Source organism: Bacillus sp. NPDC060175 (assembly GCF_042728695.1).
GTDB lineage: Bacteria > Bacillota > Bacilli > Bacillales > Bacillaceae_G > Bacillus_A.
Window position 1 is genome coordinate 33,126 of record NZ_JBHWYR010000009.1, and the last position, 18,555, is coordinate 51,680.

The 18,555-nt window shown below is 36.8% G+C and carries 16 protein-coding genes and 1 other annotated feature (1 of these 17 cut by a window edge); of the genes, 12 read left to right on the forward strand and 4 right to left on the reverse strand.

Going from position 1 to position 18,555, the window contains the following annotated elements; translation table 11 throughout:
- Positions 1–197 (forward strand) — a binding site (T-box leader); it begins 9 nt to the left of the window's first position.
- Between the two features lie 47 nt (positions 198–244).
- On the forward strand, positions 245–1,675 hold the full coding sequence (gene proS / locus ACFWDE_RS07300; RefSeq protein ID WP_377891147.1) for a proline--tRNA ligase: 1,431 nt from the start codon (positions 245–247) through the stop codon (positions 1,673–1,675).
- A gap of 116 nt (positions 1,676–1,791) precedes the next feature.
- Here the strand turns inward: proS and ACFWDE_RS07305 are convergent, their stop codons facing one another.
- On the reverse strand, positions 1,792–2,970 hold the full coding sequence (locus ACFWDE_RS07305) for a cell wall anchor protein (RefSeq protein ID WP_377891242.1): 1,179 nt from the start codon (positions 2,968–2,970) through the stop codon (positions 1,792–1,794).
- Between the two features lie 207 nt (positions 2,971–3,177).
- On the opposite strand from ACFWDE_RS07305, the gene ACFWDE_RS07310 reads away from it, so the two are divergent.
- The 7 genes from ACFWDE_RS07310 (at position 3,178) to ACFWDE_RS07340 (ending at position 9,759) form a co-directional block, all read left to right on the forward strand.
- Positions 3,178–4,056, forward strand: a complete 879-nt coding sequence (locus tag ACFWDE_RS07310) for an ROK family protein (RefSeq protein ID WP_002010221.1) — start codon at positions 3,178–3,180, stop codon at positions 4,054–4,056.
- A 128-nt stretch (positions 4,057–4,184) separates the two neighbouring features.
- Positions 4,185–4,781 carry a TerD family protein gene (locus tag ACFWDE_RS07315; RefSeq protein WP_002063647.1) on the forward strand — a complete coding sequence of 199 codons (597 nt, stop codon included), beginning with the start codon at positions 4,185–4,187 and terminating at the stop codon, positions 4,779–4,781.
- A 26-nt stretch (positions 4,782–4,807) separates the two neighbouring features.
- On the forward strand, positions 4,808–5,392 hold the full coding sequence (locus tag ACFWDE_RS07320; RefSeq protein WP_002063648.1) for a TerD family protein: 585 nt from the start codon (positions 4,808–4,810) through the stop codon (positions 5,390–5,392).
- Between the two features lie 80 nt (positions 5,393–5,472).
- On the forward strand, positions 5,473–6,051 hold the full coding sequence (locus ACFWDE_RS07325) for a TerD family protein (RefSeq protein WP_002063649.1): 579 nt from the start codon (positions 5,473–5,475) through the stop codon (positions 6,049–6,051).
- A 73-nt stretch (positions 6,052–6,124) separates the two neighbouring features.
- The gene (locus ACFWDE_RS07330) at positions 6,125–6,916 is read left to right on the forward strand and encodes a TerC family protein (protein WP_002139507.1); all 792 of its coding nucleotides are present in this window, start codon (positions 6,125–6,127) and stop codon (positions 6,914–6,916) included.
- A gap of 110 nt (positions 6,917–7,026) precedes the next feature.
- Entirely contained in the window at positions 7,027–8,658 is a 1,632-nt protein-coding gene (locus ACFWDE_RS07335) for a YceG family protein (protein WP_377891151.1), read from the forward strand.
- Between the two features lie 18 nt (positions 8,659–8,676).
- Complete coding sequence (locus ACFWDE_RS07340; RefSeq protein WP_002113709.1) at positions 8,677–9,759, forward strand: toxic anion resistance protein; 1,083 nt, start codon at positions 8,677–8,679, stop codon at positions 9,757–9,759.
- 102 nt (positions 9,760–9,861) lie between these two features.
- Here the strand turns inward: ACFWDE_RS07340 and ACFWDE_RS07345 are convergent, their stop codons facing one another.
- Positions 9,862–12,528 carry a cation-translocating P-type ATPase gene (locus ACFWDE_RS07345; protein ID WP_377891154.1) on the reverse strand — a complete coding sequence of 889 codons (2,667 nt, stop codon included), beginning with the start codon at positions 12,526–12,528 and terminating at the stop codon, positions 9,862–9,864.
- Positions 12,529–12,720: 192 nt separating this feature from the next.
- A complete protein-coding gene (locus tag ACFWDE_RS07350) occupies positions 12,721–12,945 on the reverse strand; it encodes a DUF1128 domain-containing protein (protein WP_002113714.1) in 225 nt (74 codons plus the stop codon).
- Positions 12,946–13,122: 177 nt separating this feature from the next.
- Between ACFWDE_RS07350 and ACFWDE_RS07355 the strand changes: the two genes are divergently transcribed.
- Genes ACFWDE_RS07355 through ACFWDE_RS07365 form a run of 3 tightly spaced genes read left to right on the forward strand, consistent with a single transcriptional unit; the run spans position 13,123 to position 15,032 of the window.
- Entirely contained in the window at positions 13,123–13,587 is a 465-nt protein-coding gene (locus ACFWDE_RS07355) for a low molecular weight protein-tyrosine-phosphatase (protein ID WP_377891157.1), read from the forward strand.
- 53 nt (positions 13,588–13,640) lie between these two features.
- Complete coding sequence (locus tag ACFWDE_RS07360; protein WP_002010240.1) at positions 13,641–14,156, forward strand: DUF4075 domain-containing protein; 516 nt, start codon at positions 13,641–13,643, stop codon at positions 14,154–14,156.
- Between the two features lie 6 nt (positions 14,157–14,162).
- A complete protein-coding gene (locus tag ACFWDE_RS07365; protein ID WP_377891159.1) occupies positions 14,163–15,032 on the forward strand; it encodes a YihY/virulence factor BrkB family protein in 870 nt (289 codons plus the stop codon).
- 181 nt (positions 15,033–15,213) lie between these two features.
- On the opposite strand, the gene ACFWDE_RS07370 is transcribed toward ACFWDE_RS07365, so the two are convergent.
- Complete coding sequence (locus tag ACFWDE_RS07370) at positions 15,214–17,139, reverse strand: heavy metal translocating P-type ATPase (protein ID WP_377891162.1); 1,926 nt, start codon at positions 17,137–17,139, stop codon at positions 15,214–15,216.
- A gap of 426 nt (positions 17,140–17,565) precedes the next feature.
- On the opposite strand from ACFWDE_RS07370, the gene ACFWDE_RS07375 reads away from it, so the two are divergent.
- Entirely contained in the window at positions 17,566–18,516 is a 951-nt protein-coding gene (locus ACFWDE_RS07375) for a DMT family transporter (RefSeq protein ID WP_377891164.1), read from the forward strand.
- The last annotated feature ends 39 nt before the right edge of the window (positions 18,517–18,555 follow it).

The window sequence follows — 18,555 nt, forward strand, 5'->3', positions numbered from 1 at the left end:
ATGAAAAAGGAATAGTACATGTCTTACCTTTTTACAGAGAGAGAATCCTTTTGGCTGGAAGATTCTTAAAAAGGCGATATGGAACCTACCTTTGAGTTCTGCATATGCAGCGGGAAATTCCCGTTATCAAAAAGAGAGCATATACAATTTTTGTGTATGAATCAGGGTGGTAACGCCGGCAAAGCTCGGTCCCTATTTAGGGGCGCGGGCTTTTTTGTATTTTCTAGAAGGAGGAAGACTGACTATGGCAAAAGAACAAGTGCAAGCCATTACGAAGATGGAAGAGGACTTTGCGCAGTGGTATACCGATATTGTAAAAAAAGCTGAACTTGTTGATTATTCAAGTGTAAAAGGGTGTATGATTCTGCGTCCGTACGGTTATGCCTTATGGGAGAATATGCAGAAAGTAATGGATGAAAAGTTAAAAGAATCTGGCCATGAAAATGTGTATATGCCAATGTTCATCCCAGAGAGTTTATTGCAAAAAGAGAAGGATCATGTTGAAGGGTTTGCTCCTGAAGTAGCATGGGTTACACATGGCGGGGATGAAAAGTTAGCGGAAAGACTTTGTATACGTCCTACATCTGAAACTCTATTTTGTGAGCATTTTTCAAAAATTGTTCAATCATATAATGATTTACCAAAGTTATATAACCAGTGGTGTTCAGTAGTTCGTTGGGAGAAGACGACGAGACCATTCCTTCGTACAACTGAATTTTTATGGCAAGAAGGTCATACGATTCATGAAACGGCAGAAGAATCTCAAATTGAAACATTAAATATTTTAAATCTATATGCTGCTTTTTGTGAAGAGTATTTAGCGATTCCGGTTATTAAAGGGCAAAAAACAGAAAAAGAAAAGTTTGCAGGAGCGAAGGCAACTTATACGATTGAAAGTTTAATGCATGATGGAAAAGCACTTCAAACAGGAACATCTCATAACTTTGGAACGAACTTCTCAGAAGCGTTTGATATTAAGTTTTTAGATCGTAATGGTAAGTGGCAATACGTACACCAAACATCTTGGGGTGTATCAACAAGAATGATAGGTGGACTTATTATGGTTCATAGCGATAATAACGGACTTGTAATGCCGCCAAAAGTTGCACCATTACAAGTTGTTATCGTACCTATTGCTCAGCATAAAGAAGGAGTTTTAGAAAAAGCAACAGAGTTGCAAGGGCATATTCAAAAGGTTGCGAGAGTAAAAATAGATGCTAGTAATAAAACACCTGGCTGGAAATTTAATGAGTATGAAATGAAGGGTGTTCCAATTAGATTAGAAGTTGGTCCAAAGGATATTGAAAAGAATCAAGTTGTACTTGTAAGGCGAGATACGAAAGAAAAAGAGTTTATAGCAATGGATCAATTAGAAGAGCGCATCCCATCATTACTTGAGGAGATTCATCATTCTTTATTTAGTAAAGCAAAAGTATTTAGAGATGAGAGTACTTATAGTGTGACGAATTTCGAAGAGATGAAAAAAATAGCTGATGAAAAACAAGGGTTTATTAAAGCAATGTGGTGCGGAGAACTAGCTTGTGAAGAAAAACTAAAAGAAGAAGTTGGAGTATCTTCACGTTGTATTCCGTTCGAACAAGAAAGTTTAGCTGACGAATGTATTTGCTGTAGTAAAAAAGCGAAGCAGACGGTGTATTGGGGAAAAGCGTATTAATACGCTTTCTTATAGATGATAAAAAGGACTTTGGATTGCATAATAAAATGCAATCCAAAGTCCTTTTTAGTCTTATAATTTATTACATGTATTTTTTAGATGGAAGGATGATGTTTTTATTTTGCGTTTTTACGACGAATAAATAGTAACACACCAATTAGGAATGTTGAAAGACCAATTAAAATAGAAGCAGGATAATGTGTTGCAGTATTAGGTAACTTATCACCTTGTTTTACTGAATTATCTTTTACTTTACCATTTTGAGAGCCGTTATCGCCTTTAACGCGGTTGCCTCCCTGAGAGCCATTGCCACCTTGAGAACTGCTATCGCCTTTAACGCGGTTGCCTCCCTGAGAGCCATTGCCACCTTGAGAACTGCTGTCGCCTTTAACACGGTTGCCTCCCTGAGAGCCACTGCCACCAGAACCACTGCCACCAGAACCACTGCCACCAGAACCGTTGCCACCAGAACCACTGCCACCAGAACCGTTGCCACCAGAACCGTTGCCACCAGAGCCACTGCCACCAGAACCACTGCCACCAGAGCCGTTGCCACCAGAGCCATTGCCACCAGAGCCACTGCCACCAGAGCCACTGCCACCAGAGCCACTGCCACCAGAGCCACTGCCACCAGAACCATTGCCACCAGAACCGTTGCCGCCAGAATCGTTGCCACCAGAGCCATTGTCACCAGAACCATTGCCACCAGAACCGTTGCCACCAGAACCATTGCCGCCAGAACCGTTGCCACCAGAACCATTGCCACCAGAACCGTTACCACCAGAACCGTTGCCACCAGAGCCGTTGTCACCAGAGCCGTTGTCACCAGAGCCATTGCCACCAGAGCCATTGTCACCAGAGCCATTGCCACCAGAACCGTTACCACCAGAACCACTGCCACCAGAACCGTTGCCACCAGAACCATTGCCACCAGAACCACTGCCGTCAGAACCACTGCCGCCAGAACCATTGCCACCAGAGCCGTTGCCGTCAGGACCGTTACCACCAGAACCGTTGCCACCAGAACCGTTACCACCAGAACCGTTACCACCAGAACCATTTCCACCAGAGCCGTTGCCGTCAGAACCACTGCCGTCAGAACCACTATCGTCCTGAGAACCATTGTTTCCTGGAGGTTTATTATTATCTTTTGAATTACCTTCTGCTAAATTATCGTTATTTTGTACAATAGCGTTTGTTATTGGATGGAAATTTTCAGTTGCAGCATTACCAATATTTAAGCCACTAAAAAAGGATAAAGAAAGTGTTGATGCTAAAATGAATATTTTTGTCATTGTTTTCCTCCTGAAGAAAAAATTATTGTTCCATCTAAAATACACCCCTTTGTAATATTTCATAGGAAAAAGAGTTTTATGCAAAAAAAACTATATATAGAAAAAGGTGGTGTATTTCTAAAGGGAGAAAAGAGTTAATGTAAATTCCTTGCAAATAGTAGAGTGATGGAGAACTTATACTCATAACAGTAGAGGAAGTGGCAACGGATGAAAGAATATATTGCATTTGATATTGGTGGTACGCAAATTAAATATGGAATTGTTTCAGAAATAGGGGGAGTACTAATACATAAAAAGGTCTCAACAGAAATTCACTTGGGCGGGGAACAAATTGTTCAAAAGCTTATATATTTATCAAAAAAGTTAATGACTGAACATACTATTTCCGGAATTGGTATTAGTACAGCGGGAATTGTTGATATTGATAAAGGAGTTATAACGGGAGGTGTGGATCATATTCCGCATTATGCTAATATTTCTATTGTTGAGAGATTACAAGAAGTATTAAAAGTTCCTGTATCTATTGAAAATGATGTTAATTGTGCAGCCTTAGGCGAGAAATGGAAAGGTACAGGGAGGGGAGAAAGCGATTTTATTATGCTTACGCTTGGAACGGGCATTGGTGGAGCAATTGTTATAAATGGGGAGTTATACCGTGGACATTCGTTTGGAGCTGGGGAATGGGGGAACATGTTAATAGAAGGGAAAACTTTTGAGGAGGTTGCCTCAATTTCGGGATTAATTCATCTTGTACGAAGATATAAAGGTAAAAAGGAGTGGGATGGTAAAACAATTTTCGAATTATATGATAAGGGTGATAGCGGTGTTACTCAAGCCGTGAAGATTTTCTTTAAACATTTGGCGATTGGTATTAGCAATCTTGCTTATATTTTTAATCCGAAAATGATTATTATTGGTGGGGGAATTACTGAAAGAGGCGATGATTTCTTAAATGAAGTGAAGGAAGAGATAGGAACATACTTAAATCAAGAGATTTATAGTAATTGTGAGATTAAACTTGCGCAAAGCGGTAATTGTGCAGGAATGATTGGCTCTATTTACCACTTATTACATCAGTATAAATAAATATAGTATCTGTTTTCATATAATTGAGAATTTATCCTTTTTCTCATTAGATAAATAATGCTACAATATAAGAGAAGAATACAATGTTTTCCGATTCGGAAAATGCTTTGTAGAAAGGAAGAAACTTCATGCCTATTATTTTAGAAAAAGGTCAAAAAATCGATTTAACGAAAGGACAACCAAAAGTAGCAAAACTACAGGTTGGCTTAGGCTGGGATCCAATTGGGCAATCAGGTGGATTTCTGTCTTCGTTATTTGGAAGTAAACCAAATGTAGATTGTGATGCATCAGTTGTTATGTTAGAAGAGGATCGTTTTTTAAACAAAAATGATTTAGTTTACTTCGGAAATAAACTTTCTACTTGTGGTAGTATTATTCATTCAGGAGATAATTTAACAGGTGAAGGCGCTGGTGACGACGAAACAATTTTCGTAGAATTACATAAAGTTCCGAGCCGTATTAATCGTTTAGTATTCGTTGTAAATATTTATGACTGTGTAAATCGTCGTCAAGACTTTGGGATGATTCGCAATGCATATATTCGTATTCAAAACCCACAAACAGGTGAAGAATTAGCGCGTTATAACTTGTCAGATAATTATGCTGGCAAAATGACTTTAATTGCAGGTGAAATGTACCGACACGGAAACGAATGGAAGTTTTCAGCAGTTGGAGAAGGAACACAAGATAAAAACTTAAGTGAGATTGTATCACGTTACCAATAAAATAAACCAAGGAGGAATAGTATAATATGGCATCTATTTCATTGAAAAAAGGACAAAAGGTAGACTTAACAAAAACAAATCCAGGTCTTTCGAAAGTTCTTGTAGGACTTGGTTGGGATACGAATCGTTATGACGGACAAAATGATTTCGATTTAGATGTTAGTATCTTCTTAGTAGGTGCTAACGGTAAAGTTTCAGGTGCAGAGGATTTCGTCTTCTATAATAACCCAAAAGGTGCGAATGGTGCTGTAGAGCATTTAGGAGATAACCGTACAGGTGAAGGTGAAGGCGACGATGAAGCAATTAAAATAGACTTAAAAAATGTTCCTGCTAACATTGAGCGCATTTGTTTCACAATTACAATTTATGATGGAGAAGGCCGCAGCCAAAACTTCGGACAAGTTTCTAATTCTTTCGTACGTATTATGGATGAAGAAAAGAATGCAGAATTAATTCGTTATGATTTAGGAGAAGATTTCTCTATTGAAACAGCTGTAGTAGTAAGCGAATTATACCGTCACGCAGGTGAGTGGAAATTCAATGCAATCGGAAGTGGATTCCAAGGTGGATTAGGTTCTCTATGTAATAACTTTGGTTTAGATGTAGAGTAATAGATTTATATATCCATCAGTGAAACGCATATTTACTGATGGATATATTTTTTAAAATTAAGATATAGAGGTGAATATATATGGTTATTCAATTGCAAAAAGGACAGAAAATCGATTTAGCTAAAACAAGCCCAGGTTTATCAAGAGCAGTAATTGGTCTTGGATGGGATATTAAATCTTATGATGGTGGATCTGATTTCGATTTAGATGCATCTGCCTTTTTATTAGATGCGAACGGGAAATGCACGAAGGAAACTGATTTTATTTTCTATAATAATTTACAGTCTCCTTGTGAATCAGTTTTACATACAGGAGATAACCGTACAGGTGCAGGTGAAGGTGATGATGAGCAACTTGTTGTCGATTTGAAAAAGGTTCCAGCAGATGTTCATAAAATCGCTATTACAGTTACAATTTATGATGGAGAAGGCCGTAATCAAAACTTTGGACAGGTTGCAAATGCATTCGTTCGTTTAGCAAATGAAGAAACAAACGAAGAAGTTCTTCGTTTTGATTTAGGGGAAGATTTCTCCATTGAAACAGCAGTTGTCTTTTGTGAATTATATCGTCATAATGGACAGTGGAAGTTTAGTGCAGTAGGAAGTGGATTCCAAGGTGGATTAGGTGCGCTTGTAAGAGCGTATGGCTTGGATGCATAAGAAGGGAAACGGTATTCGTTTCCTTTTTTTGACCTTTCTATAAATCTAGCAAAGAATAGGGGATAAAGGTAAGATGAGTATTTTGCAAGGAATCCTTGATACGTATGCTCAGTTTTTCGACTTGGACATGTGGATTAAAGTGTTACAAGATCCAGTATCTTGGGGGTTAATAGGTACACTTGTTGTACTTGAAGGGTTATTATCTGCTGACAATGCACTTGTGTTAGCGGTAATGGTAAAACATCTTCCAGAAGAAAAACGAAAAAAAGCATTATTCTATGGACTTATTGGAGCTTATGTATTCCGTTTTATTGCAATTGGAATCGGAATGTTCTTAATTAAATTAGCATGGGTAAAAGTGTTAGGTGCACTTTACTTAGCTTGGCTATCAATTAAATACTTCATTGATAAACGAAAAGGTAATGCAGAAGAAGAGGAAGCTCATGGTATGAACCAAAATAGTATTCTCTTCAGAATGTTTGGTGTCTTCTGGGGAACGGTTGCGATGGTTGAGTTAATGGATATCGCATTCTCTGTAGATAGTGTACTTGCTGCATTTGGTGTATCGAATGAAGTTTGGATTTTACTATTAGGTGGAATGCTCGGTATTTTAATGATGCGCGGTATCGCTGGCGTATTCTTAAAATTGTTAGAGCGTATTCCAGAACTTGAAACGACAGCATATATTTTAATCTTAATTATTGCAGCAAAAATGCTATTGTCTGTCGTTCATATTGAAGTAAGTCATATGCTGTTCTTTATTATTTTAGTTATAGCGTTTGGAGCAACATTTATACTTCACTACATGAAGAATTCTGGACAAGCTAAAGAAGAAGTTGCAGCTACTAAAAATGAACATAAATAATTGAAATGGGTTTGCTCGTTATGCGAGCGCCCATTTTTTATAACTAAAAATAGTTTATAATAGAAGAGAGACTTTATAAAAAACGTAAATGTTTTTGGAGGTGAACTGTTGTGTTTTCACGTTTTACACTTCAACCATGTGCATTAAAAGATGAATCAGATTTAAAGCAATTTGAAGCGCCTTTAGAAAAACGCCCACAATACGAACTGACAGAGAATGAGATGAAATTTAGTTATATAGCAACTCGCATTCTTGGTGTTCCTAATGATGTAGATGAATATTTCAATGAGCTATTTGATTATAGTGAAGCAAAAGGGATCGAGGTTTTGCATGAACAAAATTTAAATAAGGTGATTGATCCCGAAAAACTGCGCCATATTCAAGAAGTTTTTGCATTACATCAAGAAGCGCCGAATGGACTTACAGTAAATAGGCTTGTAGCACATTTGTCTGGGAAACAACTATTACCGCAAGTAGACAATCCTGATTTACAGCATTATATACATACGACGTTTATTTCTATCTTGAAATTGTATGAGAAACAACATAATCAATCTTTAAAAACAGAAGGATTCCGGCGTTTCTTAATCGATATGATTAAATTAAGTGAAAATTACGTAGCGAAGTGGTTCTCTACGATTAATTATAAGAAACAAATGCCGCGTATCGTTTGGTACGGTGATGCGACGGAGAGTCGTATATATTTCTTATACTTTCTTATTATGCTCGGCTGCGATGTGCTTTATTATCACCCAGAAGGAAAAGATGGATTTGAGAGTGTAGATGAGGAAGGAAAGACCTTTGTCGTAGCACATTCCGGCCGTATTTCATTGGAACCATTTCCTGATCGGCGTCGTGAACGCGTCGCAACGGTAGCTTATCAAGCTTCAAAAGAAATCGAGCAAGTACTTCACCACGATAATTCATTATTATACAAACCGTGGCAATTCCGTTCGTATACACCTGTAGCCCGTACGCTCAAAACGACGTACGATGAACTTTTTTTAATTACGAAAGAAAAGGCATTTGTACGTCCAACATTCTTTGTTGAAAATAAACATATTTATATTCCTTCTTTATTTGCAAAAATATCAGGTGTTTCAAAGAATGATAAAGAATATTTTCAGCGATTAAAGGCTGTTACATCATTTGATAACAGTTTCTTGATTAATACATTCCCGTTTACGAAAGAACAAAAAGCGAATTTCCAATATCATTATCGAGATGCATTGGACCGCGGGGGGAAGTTACATCCGGATTTAATTATGAACAGCCATTGGTGGCCACATAAGCGTTTACCAGAAGGATTACAACATGGTATTGCAGAAGCAATCATCCATACGTGTGAAAGTGGAATGTGTAAACCAATTGCGAAAGAGACGAAACAAGATGTAGCACTGTATGTTTTCGCACAACTCTCTCAAATACCACCGAACATTTTAGAGCAGCTTGAGAAATTTGATTATTCGCAAGAAGTACCGAAAATTGTTATATTTAATAATGAGAAGAGCGGAGAATTAAGTCGTTCTGATGCTGTGTTATTACTATTTTTAAATCAAATTGGAGTAGATGTATTCCACTTTAATCCAACGGGGAGAAACGATATTGAACCGTATATTGAATCAGGAGCATTTGATTCACATTGGCTTGAAGAAGTTAATTTCGATCTTGAATTTCATGGTTCATCAGCCTATAAAAATTTATCACAAACAATAAAAGGACTATTTCGTCCATTTTTATAAGGAAAGGGAGAATACCATATGAATAACCCAGTCGTACTAGATTCGAAAACAGAATTGAATGAGCAAACCGCACAAGATGTTCGCTTGCAGCTTAGACAAGATGCTGAAGTACAACGTATTTATAATGCAGTAGACATTAAAGACCAATTAGAATTAATCGAGCTTGGAAAAGAGCCTTCTATGGAGATTTCACGTTTCGCTGATCAAATTTTACATACAATGTCTTTATCGAAAGTAGAAGACTCTGGTGAATTATTAAAACAGCTTGGTAAAATTATGGACAGATTTGATAGTAAAGACTTTGCGGAAGAGAAAAGTGGTTTCTTCTCACGTATGTTCAAAAAAGCAGATAAAATGATTGAACAAATCTTTAGTAAGTATCAGACGATGGGTCGCGAAATGGATAAAGTATACGTAGAAATTACGAAGTATCAAGATGAAATGAAAAAATCAATTGGTACGTTAGATGGTTTATATGAGCAAAACTTAAAGTATTATTTAGACTTAGAAAAATACGTAGTAGCAGGAGAAATGTTATTAGAGCGTTTAAATACAGAGTTAGTTCCGATGTACGAAGAACGCATACGTAATAATGATCAGTTAGCAGGTATTGAATTAGAATCGCTTAAAAACTCTGTTGAAATTTTAGAACAACGTATTGATGATTTAGAAAAAGCACGTATGGTTGCTCTATTAACAGCGCCACAAATTCGTATGATTCAACGCGGTAACAATAAATTAATCGGTAAAATCAATACAGCATTTATTACAACGATTCCTATCTTTAAAAATGGTATCATTCAAGCGGTAAATGCGAAACGTCAAAAGCTTGTTGCGGACTCTATGGCTGAACTTGATCGCCGTACAAATGAATTACTTAAGAAAAATGCACAAAATATCGCAACTCAAAGTGTGGAAGTAGCGAGAATATCAGGTTCTTCTAGTATTAAGATGGAAACACTTGAGGAAACTTGGAACATTATTTCAAGAGGTATGCAAGAAACACAACAAATTGAAGAGCAAAATAAACGTGAGCGTGAAGAAAGTCGTAAGCGTATGGCTACATTAACAGAAAACATTAAAAAAGAATTACAAGGATAAACAAAAAGGCACTGAGGAATATTCCTCAGTGCCTTTTATTCGCTATTTGCCTGCTAATAATTAGTGGGGATGAACAAAATCCCCACTGATTCAAGTTGCACTTTATTTTCTCTTAAATAATTTAATGATTTCATTCACAACAAGCGGGATGATACTTAACAAAAGAACAAATCCCCAATCTCGCATTGTTAATGCATGCACACCAAATATATTGGCAAGAGGTGGGATGGAGATGATACACACTTGCATAAGAACACCGATTAGAAGTGAGAAGACTAAATATTTATTTGTAAATATCCCAATTGAAAAAATTGATTTCGTTCTTGAACGTAAGTTAAATGAATGAACGAGTTGAGAAAAACTAAGAACGACAAATGCCATCGTTTGAGCGTGTAATAGAGCGTCTTCATCAATTTGATCTGGGAAGAGAGGAAATAAATTTGTATCTCCTGTATAGAGCTTTGCCCCGACGATAAAGGCTGTTAAAGTAAGAAGTCCAATTACAACCCCATTGAAAATAAGAAAAGGAACGCTGCCGCTAAATAAGCTTTCTTTCGCATGTCGTGGTTTGTCCTTCATCACATCTGGATCTTCAGGATCAACACCAAGTGATAATGCAGGCAGTGTATCTGTAATTAAATTTACCCACAAAATGTGAATAGGTCGTAGTGGTGTCGCCCAGCCAAGTAAAATGGCTAAAAATAAAGCGATAATTTCGCCGAAGTTACAAGAGAGGAGGAAGAGAATAGACTTTTTAATATTACGATAAATGTTTCTTCCTTCTTCAACAGCTTTCACAATAGATGAGAAGTTATCATCTGTTAAAACTACATCTGCTGCGCCTTTTGCGACATCTGTTCCTGTAATTCCCATCGCTACTCCAACATCCGCTTGTTTTAAAGAAGGAGCATCATTTACACCGTCACCAGTCATGGAAACGATATTTCCTTCAGCACGTAATGCTTTTACAATCTTCACTTTATGTTCTGGAGAAACCCTAGCAAAGACATTTAAGTGATTAATTTTACTTGCTAGCTCTGTATCTGAAATGTTATCTAATTCAGTTCCGATCATAATTTCAGATTTTTCTTCAGCAATACCAAGTTCTTTGGCAATTGCAAAGGCGGTATCCTTATGATCACCAGTAATCATAACTGTGCGAATACCAGCTTTTTTACATTCTGTAATTGAATCTTTTACTTCTGTGCGTGGTGGATCAATCATACCGACAAGACCGATAAAGATGAGATTTTCTTCGAGGTGATTTATATCCACATCGTTTGAATCGTATCGTTTATATGCGAATGAAAGTACTCTTAAGGCTTCTTGTGACATCGACCCGGCAGCTTCTAATATTTGATTTTTATCAGAATCTGTTAGGACCTCCAGTTTATTATTTATAAAAATGTGGTTACAGTGAGGTAAAAGTTTATCAATAGCACCTTTCGTCATGCTATAGTAGCCTTCATCGTACGTATGTACAGTTGACATCATTTTACGATCAGAATCGAAAGGCAATTCGTTAACACGTTCATATTTATTTTCTAAATGATCTTTTTGAATGTTAAAAGAGCTTCCGGCAACAAGAAGGGCAATTTCTGTAGGATCCCCTGTTTGTGAGTCGGCACCGTAAGAGGCATCGTTGCATAAAACCATATTTTCTAATAATAGACGGTGTGCATCATTATTTACATTCAAATTTTCTAGCTGGTCGTATGTGCGATCACTATAAAAGTGAGTAACAGTCATTTTATTTTGAGTTAATGTACCTGTTTTATCTGAACAAATAATCGTGACAGAACCGAGAGCTTCAACAGCTGGTAGTTTACGAATGATAACGTTTTGTTTAATCATACGCTGAACACCAATTGCAAGAACGATGGAAACGATAGCTGGTAAGCCTTCTGGAATGGCTGCAACAGCTAAACTAATTGCGGTCATAAACATTTCTAACGTATCTCTTCCTTGTAAAAAACCGATGAGAAACATAGTAGCGCAAATAGCTACAGCGACAAATCCTAAATATTTTCCTACCTGTGCTAAGCTTTTTTGAAGTGGTGTCATATCATCGTCTGCTTCATGTAAAAGGGTAGCGATCTTGCCAATTTGTGAGTTCGTCCCAGTTTCAACAGCAACACCGACGCCACGTCCATACGTTACTAACGTCGACATAAATGCCATGTTTTTTTGATCGCCTAATGGTACTTGCTCATCACTTTGCATGGAAGGGTGGTAGACTGCATCTTTATCGACAGGGACAGATTCACCAGTTAGAGCAGATTCTTCAATTTTTAAATTCGCAGTTTCGATAAGTCGTAAATCGCAGGGGATATACCGCCCAGCATCAAGCATAACGATATCACCTGGAACGACGTGCTCAGATGGAATCTCTTTTAGTTCACCATCTCGCTTTACGATGGCTTTAGGTGTTGCCATTTTCTTTAGTGCCTCTAAGGCTTGCTCGGCCTTGGACTCTTGGATGACACCAATAACTGCATTTAAAATGACAACGAGTGCGATAATACTTGCATCTGCCCACTCTCCTACAAAGGCGGAAATAAGGGCAGCGATAATAAGGACATATACGAGGACGTCATTAATTTGGGCGAAAACACGCTGCCATAAAGTACGTTTTTGTTTGGTAGCTAATTCATTAGAACCATATTGCTTTAAACGTTCATTTACGTTTTCATCTGTTAAACCTTGCTGTTCATTTGTTTCTAGGTCGATTAATGTTTGATTTTTCGTCTTACTGTACCAATTGCTCATAAGTAAGCACCCCCAGTAAAAACAGTTAGCAATGGTAGTGTGGCAATTTTTTTAGAGTAGTATGTATGGAGAAAAAATCTAAGGTGAGGTTCTACTTTCATTGTACAGTATTTTAGAATGTGATGAGGAAAAGAGAAGAGTTGTCATGAATTTGTTGAAATTAAAAGAGCCTCGAATACGTGAGGCTCTTTGTTATTTTTTAATTAATGTACCTAATTCCTCAGTAATAGCTTGCATTTCACTAATACTGAATGTTTCACGTTTCATAACATGCTCATAAATGTCACGTAAGTCCTCGTACATTTCTGCGTTAAAACTAGCAGCTCTCATTGCTCCAGCATTAACCATGCGTAATTTTTCTTTAATAGCTTCTACCATATATTCAACGTTTGCTTCTGATTTTACGGATAAATCCACCGAAGTGTCCCCCTTTAAAATAACATAAGGTTATCTTAACATTTTTTTATCATTTTCGTTAATGAAACTTTTCAATCCTATTAAATTAGTAGGGATTTCCTTTATATTTAATAATTGGTTGTTTATACTATATAAGTATATGGTAATAAATGCACCAAGAAGGGAAGAAACAAAAATATGGTCCGAGTATTGTTTGTTTGTCTTGGGAACATTTGTCGTTCTCCAATGGCAGAAGCAATTTTTCGAGATCTTGTCGTAAAAGAGGGACTCGAAGAGAAAATTGTCATTGATTCTGCAGGAACTGGAGATTGGCATATTGGTCATCCACCACATAAAGGAACACAAAAAATTTTAAAAGAAAATGAAGTCGCTTTTGAAGGAATTAAAGCACGGCAAGTAGAAAAAGAAGACTTAACAAAGTTTGATTATATTATTGCCATGGACAACAAGAATATAGCAGATTTAAAAAGTTTTGGTAAAACTGGAGGCTATATTGGTAGACTGTCCGATTTTGTTCCAGATGGTGGCTGGACAGATGTTCCTGACCCTTACTTTACAGGGAACTTCCAAGAAGTGTATGACCTTGTAACAGAAGGGTGTGTAAAGCTATTAGCTTTCATTCGAAATGAACAAGGAATATGAGGAAGCTTAGAAAGTAATACTTTCTAATATAAGAAATGAAAGGGTGAAGGAATATGGCAAAGAAAAATAATATTGCTCGAAACATTGCGATTGGTGTAGCTGCAGGGGTAGCTGTATCTATGTTAAAGAAAGAAAACCGTGAAAAAGTAAAAAACACGGCAGAAAAAGCAAAAACAAAGATGATTGAAATTGGTGAAAATGCGAAGATAAAAGAAAAAGTGCAAACTGTTACAGATAAAGGACGCGAACTTGCTGATTTCAATGTAGTGAAAGCGAAAGTAGCAGAAATTAAAAAATTGACGCCGTCTGTTGTAGAAACGTTAAAAGAAACGAAAGAAATTTTTAGTAAGAGAAAAGTTGAGCGAGAAGAAAAGCCAGAAACGATTGAAATTCAAGCTGTATCTCCAAAGGTAGATGAGCTTAAAGCAGAAGAAGAGCCGGTAGTTGCTGAAGATGGCGGTATGAAAGAAGCGCGTGAATTATTTATGAAAGACTCAAATGCAGAGGAAAAAAAAACTGAAGCGTACATTGAGTTAAAGCAAGATAAAGAAGAGAAGAAAAGCGTTTAAACATATATGAGAAAAATTTTAGAAAAGGTGAGAAGAAATCGCACTTTTTCGTTTGGGAAAGATTTATATGACCGGACGATGCGCGATGATGTAGCGGGCTTAGCAGCACAGCTCGCTTATTTCTTCTTGCTTGCGATTTTTCCTGGGCTTGTTTTCTTAATTACGCTTCTTGGCTTTATTGACCTTCAAACAGAAAGTGTGCTCAATTTATTAGAACCGTACGTACCAGAAGATGCGATGAACTTAATTGAAGTAAACGTAGATAAAGTTGTAAACGAACAAAATGGTGGTTTATTATCATTCGGTTTACTATCGATGTTATGGTTTGCTTCTAATGGAGTAAATGCGATTATGAATGCTTTTAACCGTGCTTATGATGTAACAGAAACACGCTCCTTTATTAAAACAAGAGCTTTATCAATTGTGTTTACATTAGCTATTATTTTTATGATTGTCTTTGCGCTAATTGTTCCAGTATTCGGACAAGTAATTGGTGCAGCAGTGTTTAAAGCAATTGGTTTATCGGATAGTTTTGCTTATGTGTGGAGTATTGTACGTTTAGTAGCGAGTTTCTTCGTTTTGGTCGCTTTGTTTAGCTTTTTATATACGTTTGCACCTGATCGGAAATTAAAGCGAAGAGAAGTCATATCGGGGGCTTTATTTGCTACTGTAGGGTGGATTTTGGTATCGTACTCATTTGCCTATTATGTAGATAAATTTGCAAATTACGCTAATACATATGGTGGTCTCGGTGGTATCATTATTTTAATGTTATGGTTTTACTTAACTGCGTGGGTGATTTTACTTGGTGGTGAAATTAATGGTTTACTCCATCATTATAGAACGGGTGACAATAATTCCCGTAATGAAAAATGAGCTCTTGTTCCATAATAAAAGGGAACAGGGGGGATATTTCATGAGTAATAATAAAAAGAACCATAATAATAAAAGTAACAATAAACAAAAGAGTAGTTCGCATCCAAAGCATAAAACGAGCAGCAGTGCGAACGGTCATAATAGCTACCATTAAAAAAACGGGTCCTTCATCAGGGACCCGTTATTTATTTCCTTTTAATAATCGTAAGCCATTCAAAATGACAAGAATGGTACTTCCTTCATGTCCAATAACACCGAAGGGAAGAGCTAAAAACTGTAAAAAATTTGAACAAATTAGCATTGCAATGACAGCTAAAGAGAAGATAACGTTTTGCTTCACAATACGGTTCATTCGTTTTGATAAACGGATTGCTTGGGAGAGACGAGATAATTCGTTTTTCATAAGAACAACGTCTGCAGTCTCTAATGCTACGTCTGTTCCTTCACCCATTGCAACACCAATACTAGCAGTAGCAAGGGCAGGTGCATCGTTTATACCGTCTCCAACCATGGCGACTATGCCATACTTTTCTTTTAACTGCTTTATCGTTTCAACTTTTGTTTCCGGTAAACATGATGCGTAATATTCTTTTATATTACTTTCATTGGCAATTGCTTTTGCTGTTTCTTCATTATCACCAGTAATCATGATTGCTTCGACACCAATGCTTTGCAAATCACGAATAGCCGCTATCGTTTCTTGGCGAAGGGTATCTTTTAAAGCGATTAGTCCAAGAATACCATCCTCATCACTAATATAAACGACAGTTTTCCCCTCTTTTTCAAGTGAAGCAGAAATGCCATTATGGAATGTTTTTATTTCTTCTCCGATAAAATCAGCTTTACCAATTTTATAAGCTTTGTTTTCTAATATTCCTTTTAATCCAAAACCAGTTACATCTTCAACGTTTTCTGGTTTTTTTATCGTAATGTCGTAAGCATGTTTTGCATATTTAACAATCGCTTCTGCTAAAGGATGTGTAGAGTGACTTTCAATCGCTGCTGTAATAGAAAGTACTTCACTTTCTGCTATGCCTTCTCGAGCATATACATCTGTTACAGTAGGTTTTCCTTGTGTTAATGTTCCTGTTTTATCAAAGGCAATCGCCTTTACTGAAGCTAGACATTCTAAATGAATACCACCTTTAAAGAGAATACCGTTTCTCGCTCCATTTGAAATTGCTGATAAAGTTGCCGGTGTAATGGCTGCAACTAGCGCACAAGGAGAAGCGACTACAAGTAAGATCATAGCGCGATAAAACGTTTCATTCCAACTCCAATCAAGTAAGAAATGAGGAACAAACATCATAAGCGCAACAACGATTAGTACACCTTTTACGTATGTTCCTTCAAATTTTTCGATGAATAGTTGTGATGGTGATTTTTCGCTTTGTGCACTTTGAACGAGACGAATAATCTTTTGGAATAATGTTTGATCGCTCGGCTTCGTAATTTTAACTTCAATAGCACCACGTAAATTTACAGTGCCGGCAAATACTTCATCGCCGAATTTTTTCTCATTCGGAATAGGTTCTCCTGTAATAGCAGCTTCATCAATATTTGTTTCACCAGTATGAATTGTGCCATCAGCAGGAACGCGCTCACCTGGCTTAATTAAAATAATATCGTTAATTTGTAATTGTCCAACTGGAACACGTTCCTCAATTCCGTTTGAAATACGTAATGCTTCTTCGGGTTGTAGATCAAGAAGCGCTGAAATTTCTTTTTGGCTTTTACTTAATGTATAAGATTCCATTGCTCCACTTAATGCAAAGATGAAGATTAAAATAGCACCTTCTGCCCAGTAACCGATAACTGCGGCGCCGATAGCTGCAAAAATCATGAGCATTTCAACATTTAGCTCTTTCTCTTCAATTGAGTCTTCAATACCTTCTTTCGCTTTTGCAAATCCTCCAATTACATAAGCAAGGATATAGAAAGTAATACCTGCACTTATTGCATCATTTTTTGTGAATAACCAGCCAACTAAAATAAAAATACCAGATGCGATTGCAAATATAAGTTCATAATGTTTCTTTAATGTATCCCATAAAGAGGGATGAGAAATATCTTTTTGTGCTTGTAATGTTTTTACTTCTGCGTTCATTAATACTCGCTCCTTCCAAATTCTTATTGAGAAAAAGAATCAAAATCGAAACCCCTATAAAACGACGAAAGCTGCCATCCATAATGGATAGCAGCATTTCTGTTAAATCTGATTTTAATAGTTATTAGGTTGTAATTATTCTATAGTATAGCATATGTTTTTCTTAGATGATATGTTTTTGTTTTAGTATAAAGTGAAACTTTAATTAGTGGGGGTTTTGTTCATCCCCCACTGATTATTAGCCTTCACCAATCGGGCTTTTACGGGCAGCCCGGCTCCCACCTAACTTCTTTGCCCCAGCCGAATTTGGAGGTGGGAGTTTTACTGCCCGGTAAATAGCGGGATAAACTGAAAACTTGTGTTTTCGCATTTCCTTTGGTATATATGAATATTGTTCATAAAAAGGTCGGAAAGGAAGACATCAAGTTGAAGACAGAGAAATTTTTCACCCATCCGATTGGCGTGTTTATTGCTGCAATAGTAGCAACATTTTTATGGGGAAGCGCATTTCCCTTTATTAAATTAAGCTATGTTGAACTTGGAATTCAGCCACAAGAAGTCGGGGAACAAATATTATTTGCTGGCTATCGCTTTTTCTTATCTGGTGTAATGCTCTTATTATTTTTTAAAGCGTTAGGAAGAGATATGAAGTTCAAAAAAGGAACAGGAAAGCAGTTAGTTCAAATTGGCTTATTTCAAACTTTTCTTCAATATATATGTTTTTATATTGGAATGAGTTACAGCTCAGGAATTGAAGGAGCGATTATTTCAGGAACATCATCATTCTTTCAAATTTTACTCGCACACTTTTTATATAAAGATGATGCTCTAAATAGGAGAAAAGTAATTGGAGTAGCTATCGGTTTTTGCGGTGTGATTTTAGTGAATGTACCGAGTGATGGAAGTTTATCATTTCATTTTGGAATAGGTAGCTTATTACTTCTTGGGGCAGCGATGATGTATTCGTATGGAAACATATTAGCGAAAGAAGGTAGTAAAACATTAGATATTGGGTATATGACAGCATATCAGATGATTTTCGGATCAATTGGGTTGCTATGTATAGGTGCATTTCAAGTTGGAATGATGCCATTCGCATTTAATCTACATGCAATACTTATGCTCATATATTTATCGTTCTTATCAGCAGCGGGATTCTGTATATGGAATACAATTATGAAGTATAACAAAGTAGGGAAAGTCTCGATGTATATGTTCTTTATACCAGTGTTTGGTGTGCTACTATCAAGTTTGATTTTAGGGGAAGCAATTCATTCCTTTGTACTATTTGGTTTAGCATGTGTCGCAGCGGGAATTATTGTAGTAAATCGTAACCCGGTTAAAAAGCAAGTTGAGCAAGAAAAACAAGTAGCATAGAGAACAGAAAAACGATTAAAATGGAAGAACAGCATTGTT

Excerpts from the sequence above, each read along its gene's own strand:
- proS (WP_377891147.1), top strand. The coding sequence starts at position 245 with ATGGCAAAAGAACAAGTGCAAGCCATTACGAAGATGGAAGAGGACTTT.
- ACFWDE_RS07305 (WP_377891242.1), bottom strand. The coding sequence starts at position 2,970 with ATGACAAAAATATTCATTTTAGCATCAACACTTTCTTTATCCTTTTTT.
- ACFWDE_RS07310 (WP_002010221.1), top strand. The coding sequence starts at position 3,178 with ATGAAAGAATATATTGCATTTGATATTGGTGGTACGCAAATTAAATAT.
- ACFWDE_RS07315 (WP_002063647.1), top strand. The coding sequence starts at position 4,185 with ATGCCTATTATTTTAGAAAAAGGTCAAAAAATCGATTTAACGAAAGGA.
- ACFWDE_RS07320 (WP_002063648.1), top strand. The coding sequence starts at position 4,808 with ATGGCATCTATTTCATTGAAAAAAGGACAAAAGGTAGACTTAACAAAA.
- ACFWDE_RS07325 (WP_002063649.1), top strand. The coding sequence starts at position 5,473 with ATGGTTATTCAATTGCAAAAAGGACAGAAAATCGATTTAGCTAAAACA.
- ACFWDE_RS07330 (WP_002139507.1), top strand. The coding sequence starts at position 6,125 with ATGAGTATTTTGCAAGGAATCCTTGATACGTATGCTCAGTTTTTCGAC.
- ACFWDE_RS07340 (WP_002113709.1), top strand. The coding sequence starts at position 8,677 with ATGAATAACCCAGTCGTACTAGATTCGAAAACAGAATTGAATGAGCAA.
- ACFWDE_RS07345 (WP_377891154.1), bottom strand. The coding sequence starts at position 12,528 with ATGAGCAATTGGTACAGTAAGACGAAAAATCAAACATTAATCGACCTA.
- ACFWDE_RS07355 (WP_377891157.1), top strand. The coding sequence starts at position 13,123 with ATGGTCCGAGTATTGTTTGTTTGTCTTGGGAACATTTGTCGTTCTCCA.
- ACFWDE_RS07360 (WP_002010240.1), top strand. The coding sequence starts at position 13,641 with ATGGCAAAGAAAAATAATATTGCTCGAAACATTGCGATTGGTGTAGCT.
- ACFWDE_RS07365 (WP_377891159.1), top strand. The coding sequence starts at position 14,163 with ATGAGAAAAATTTTAGAAAAGGTGAGAAGAAATCGCACTTTTTCGTTT.
- ACFWDE_RS07370 (WP_377891162.1), bottom strand. The coding sequence starts at position 17,139 with ATGAACGCAGAAGTAAAAACATTACAAGCACAAAAAGATATTTCTCAT.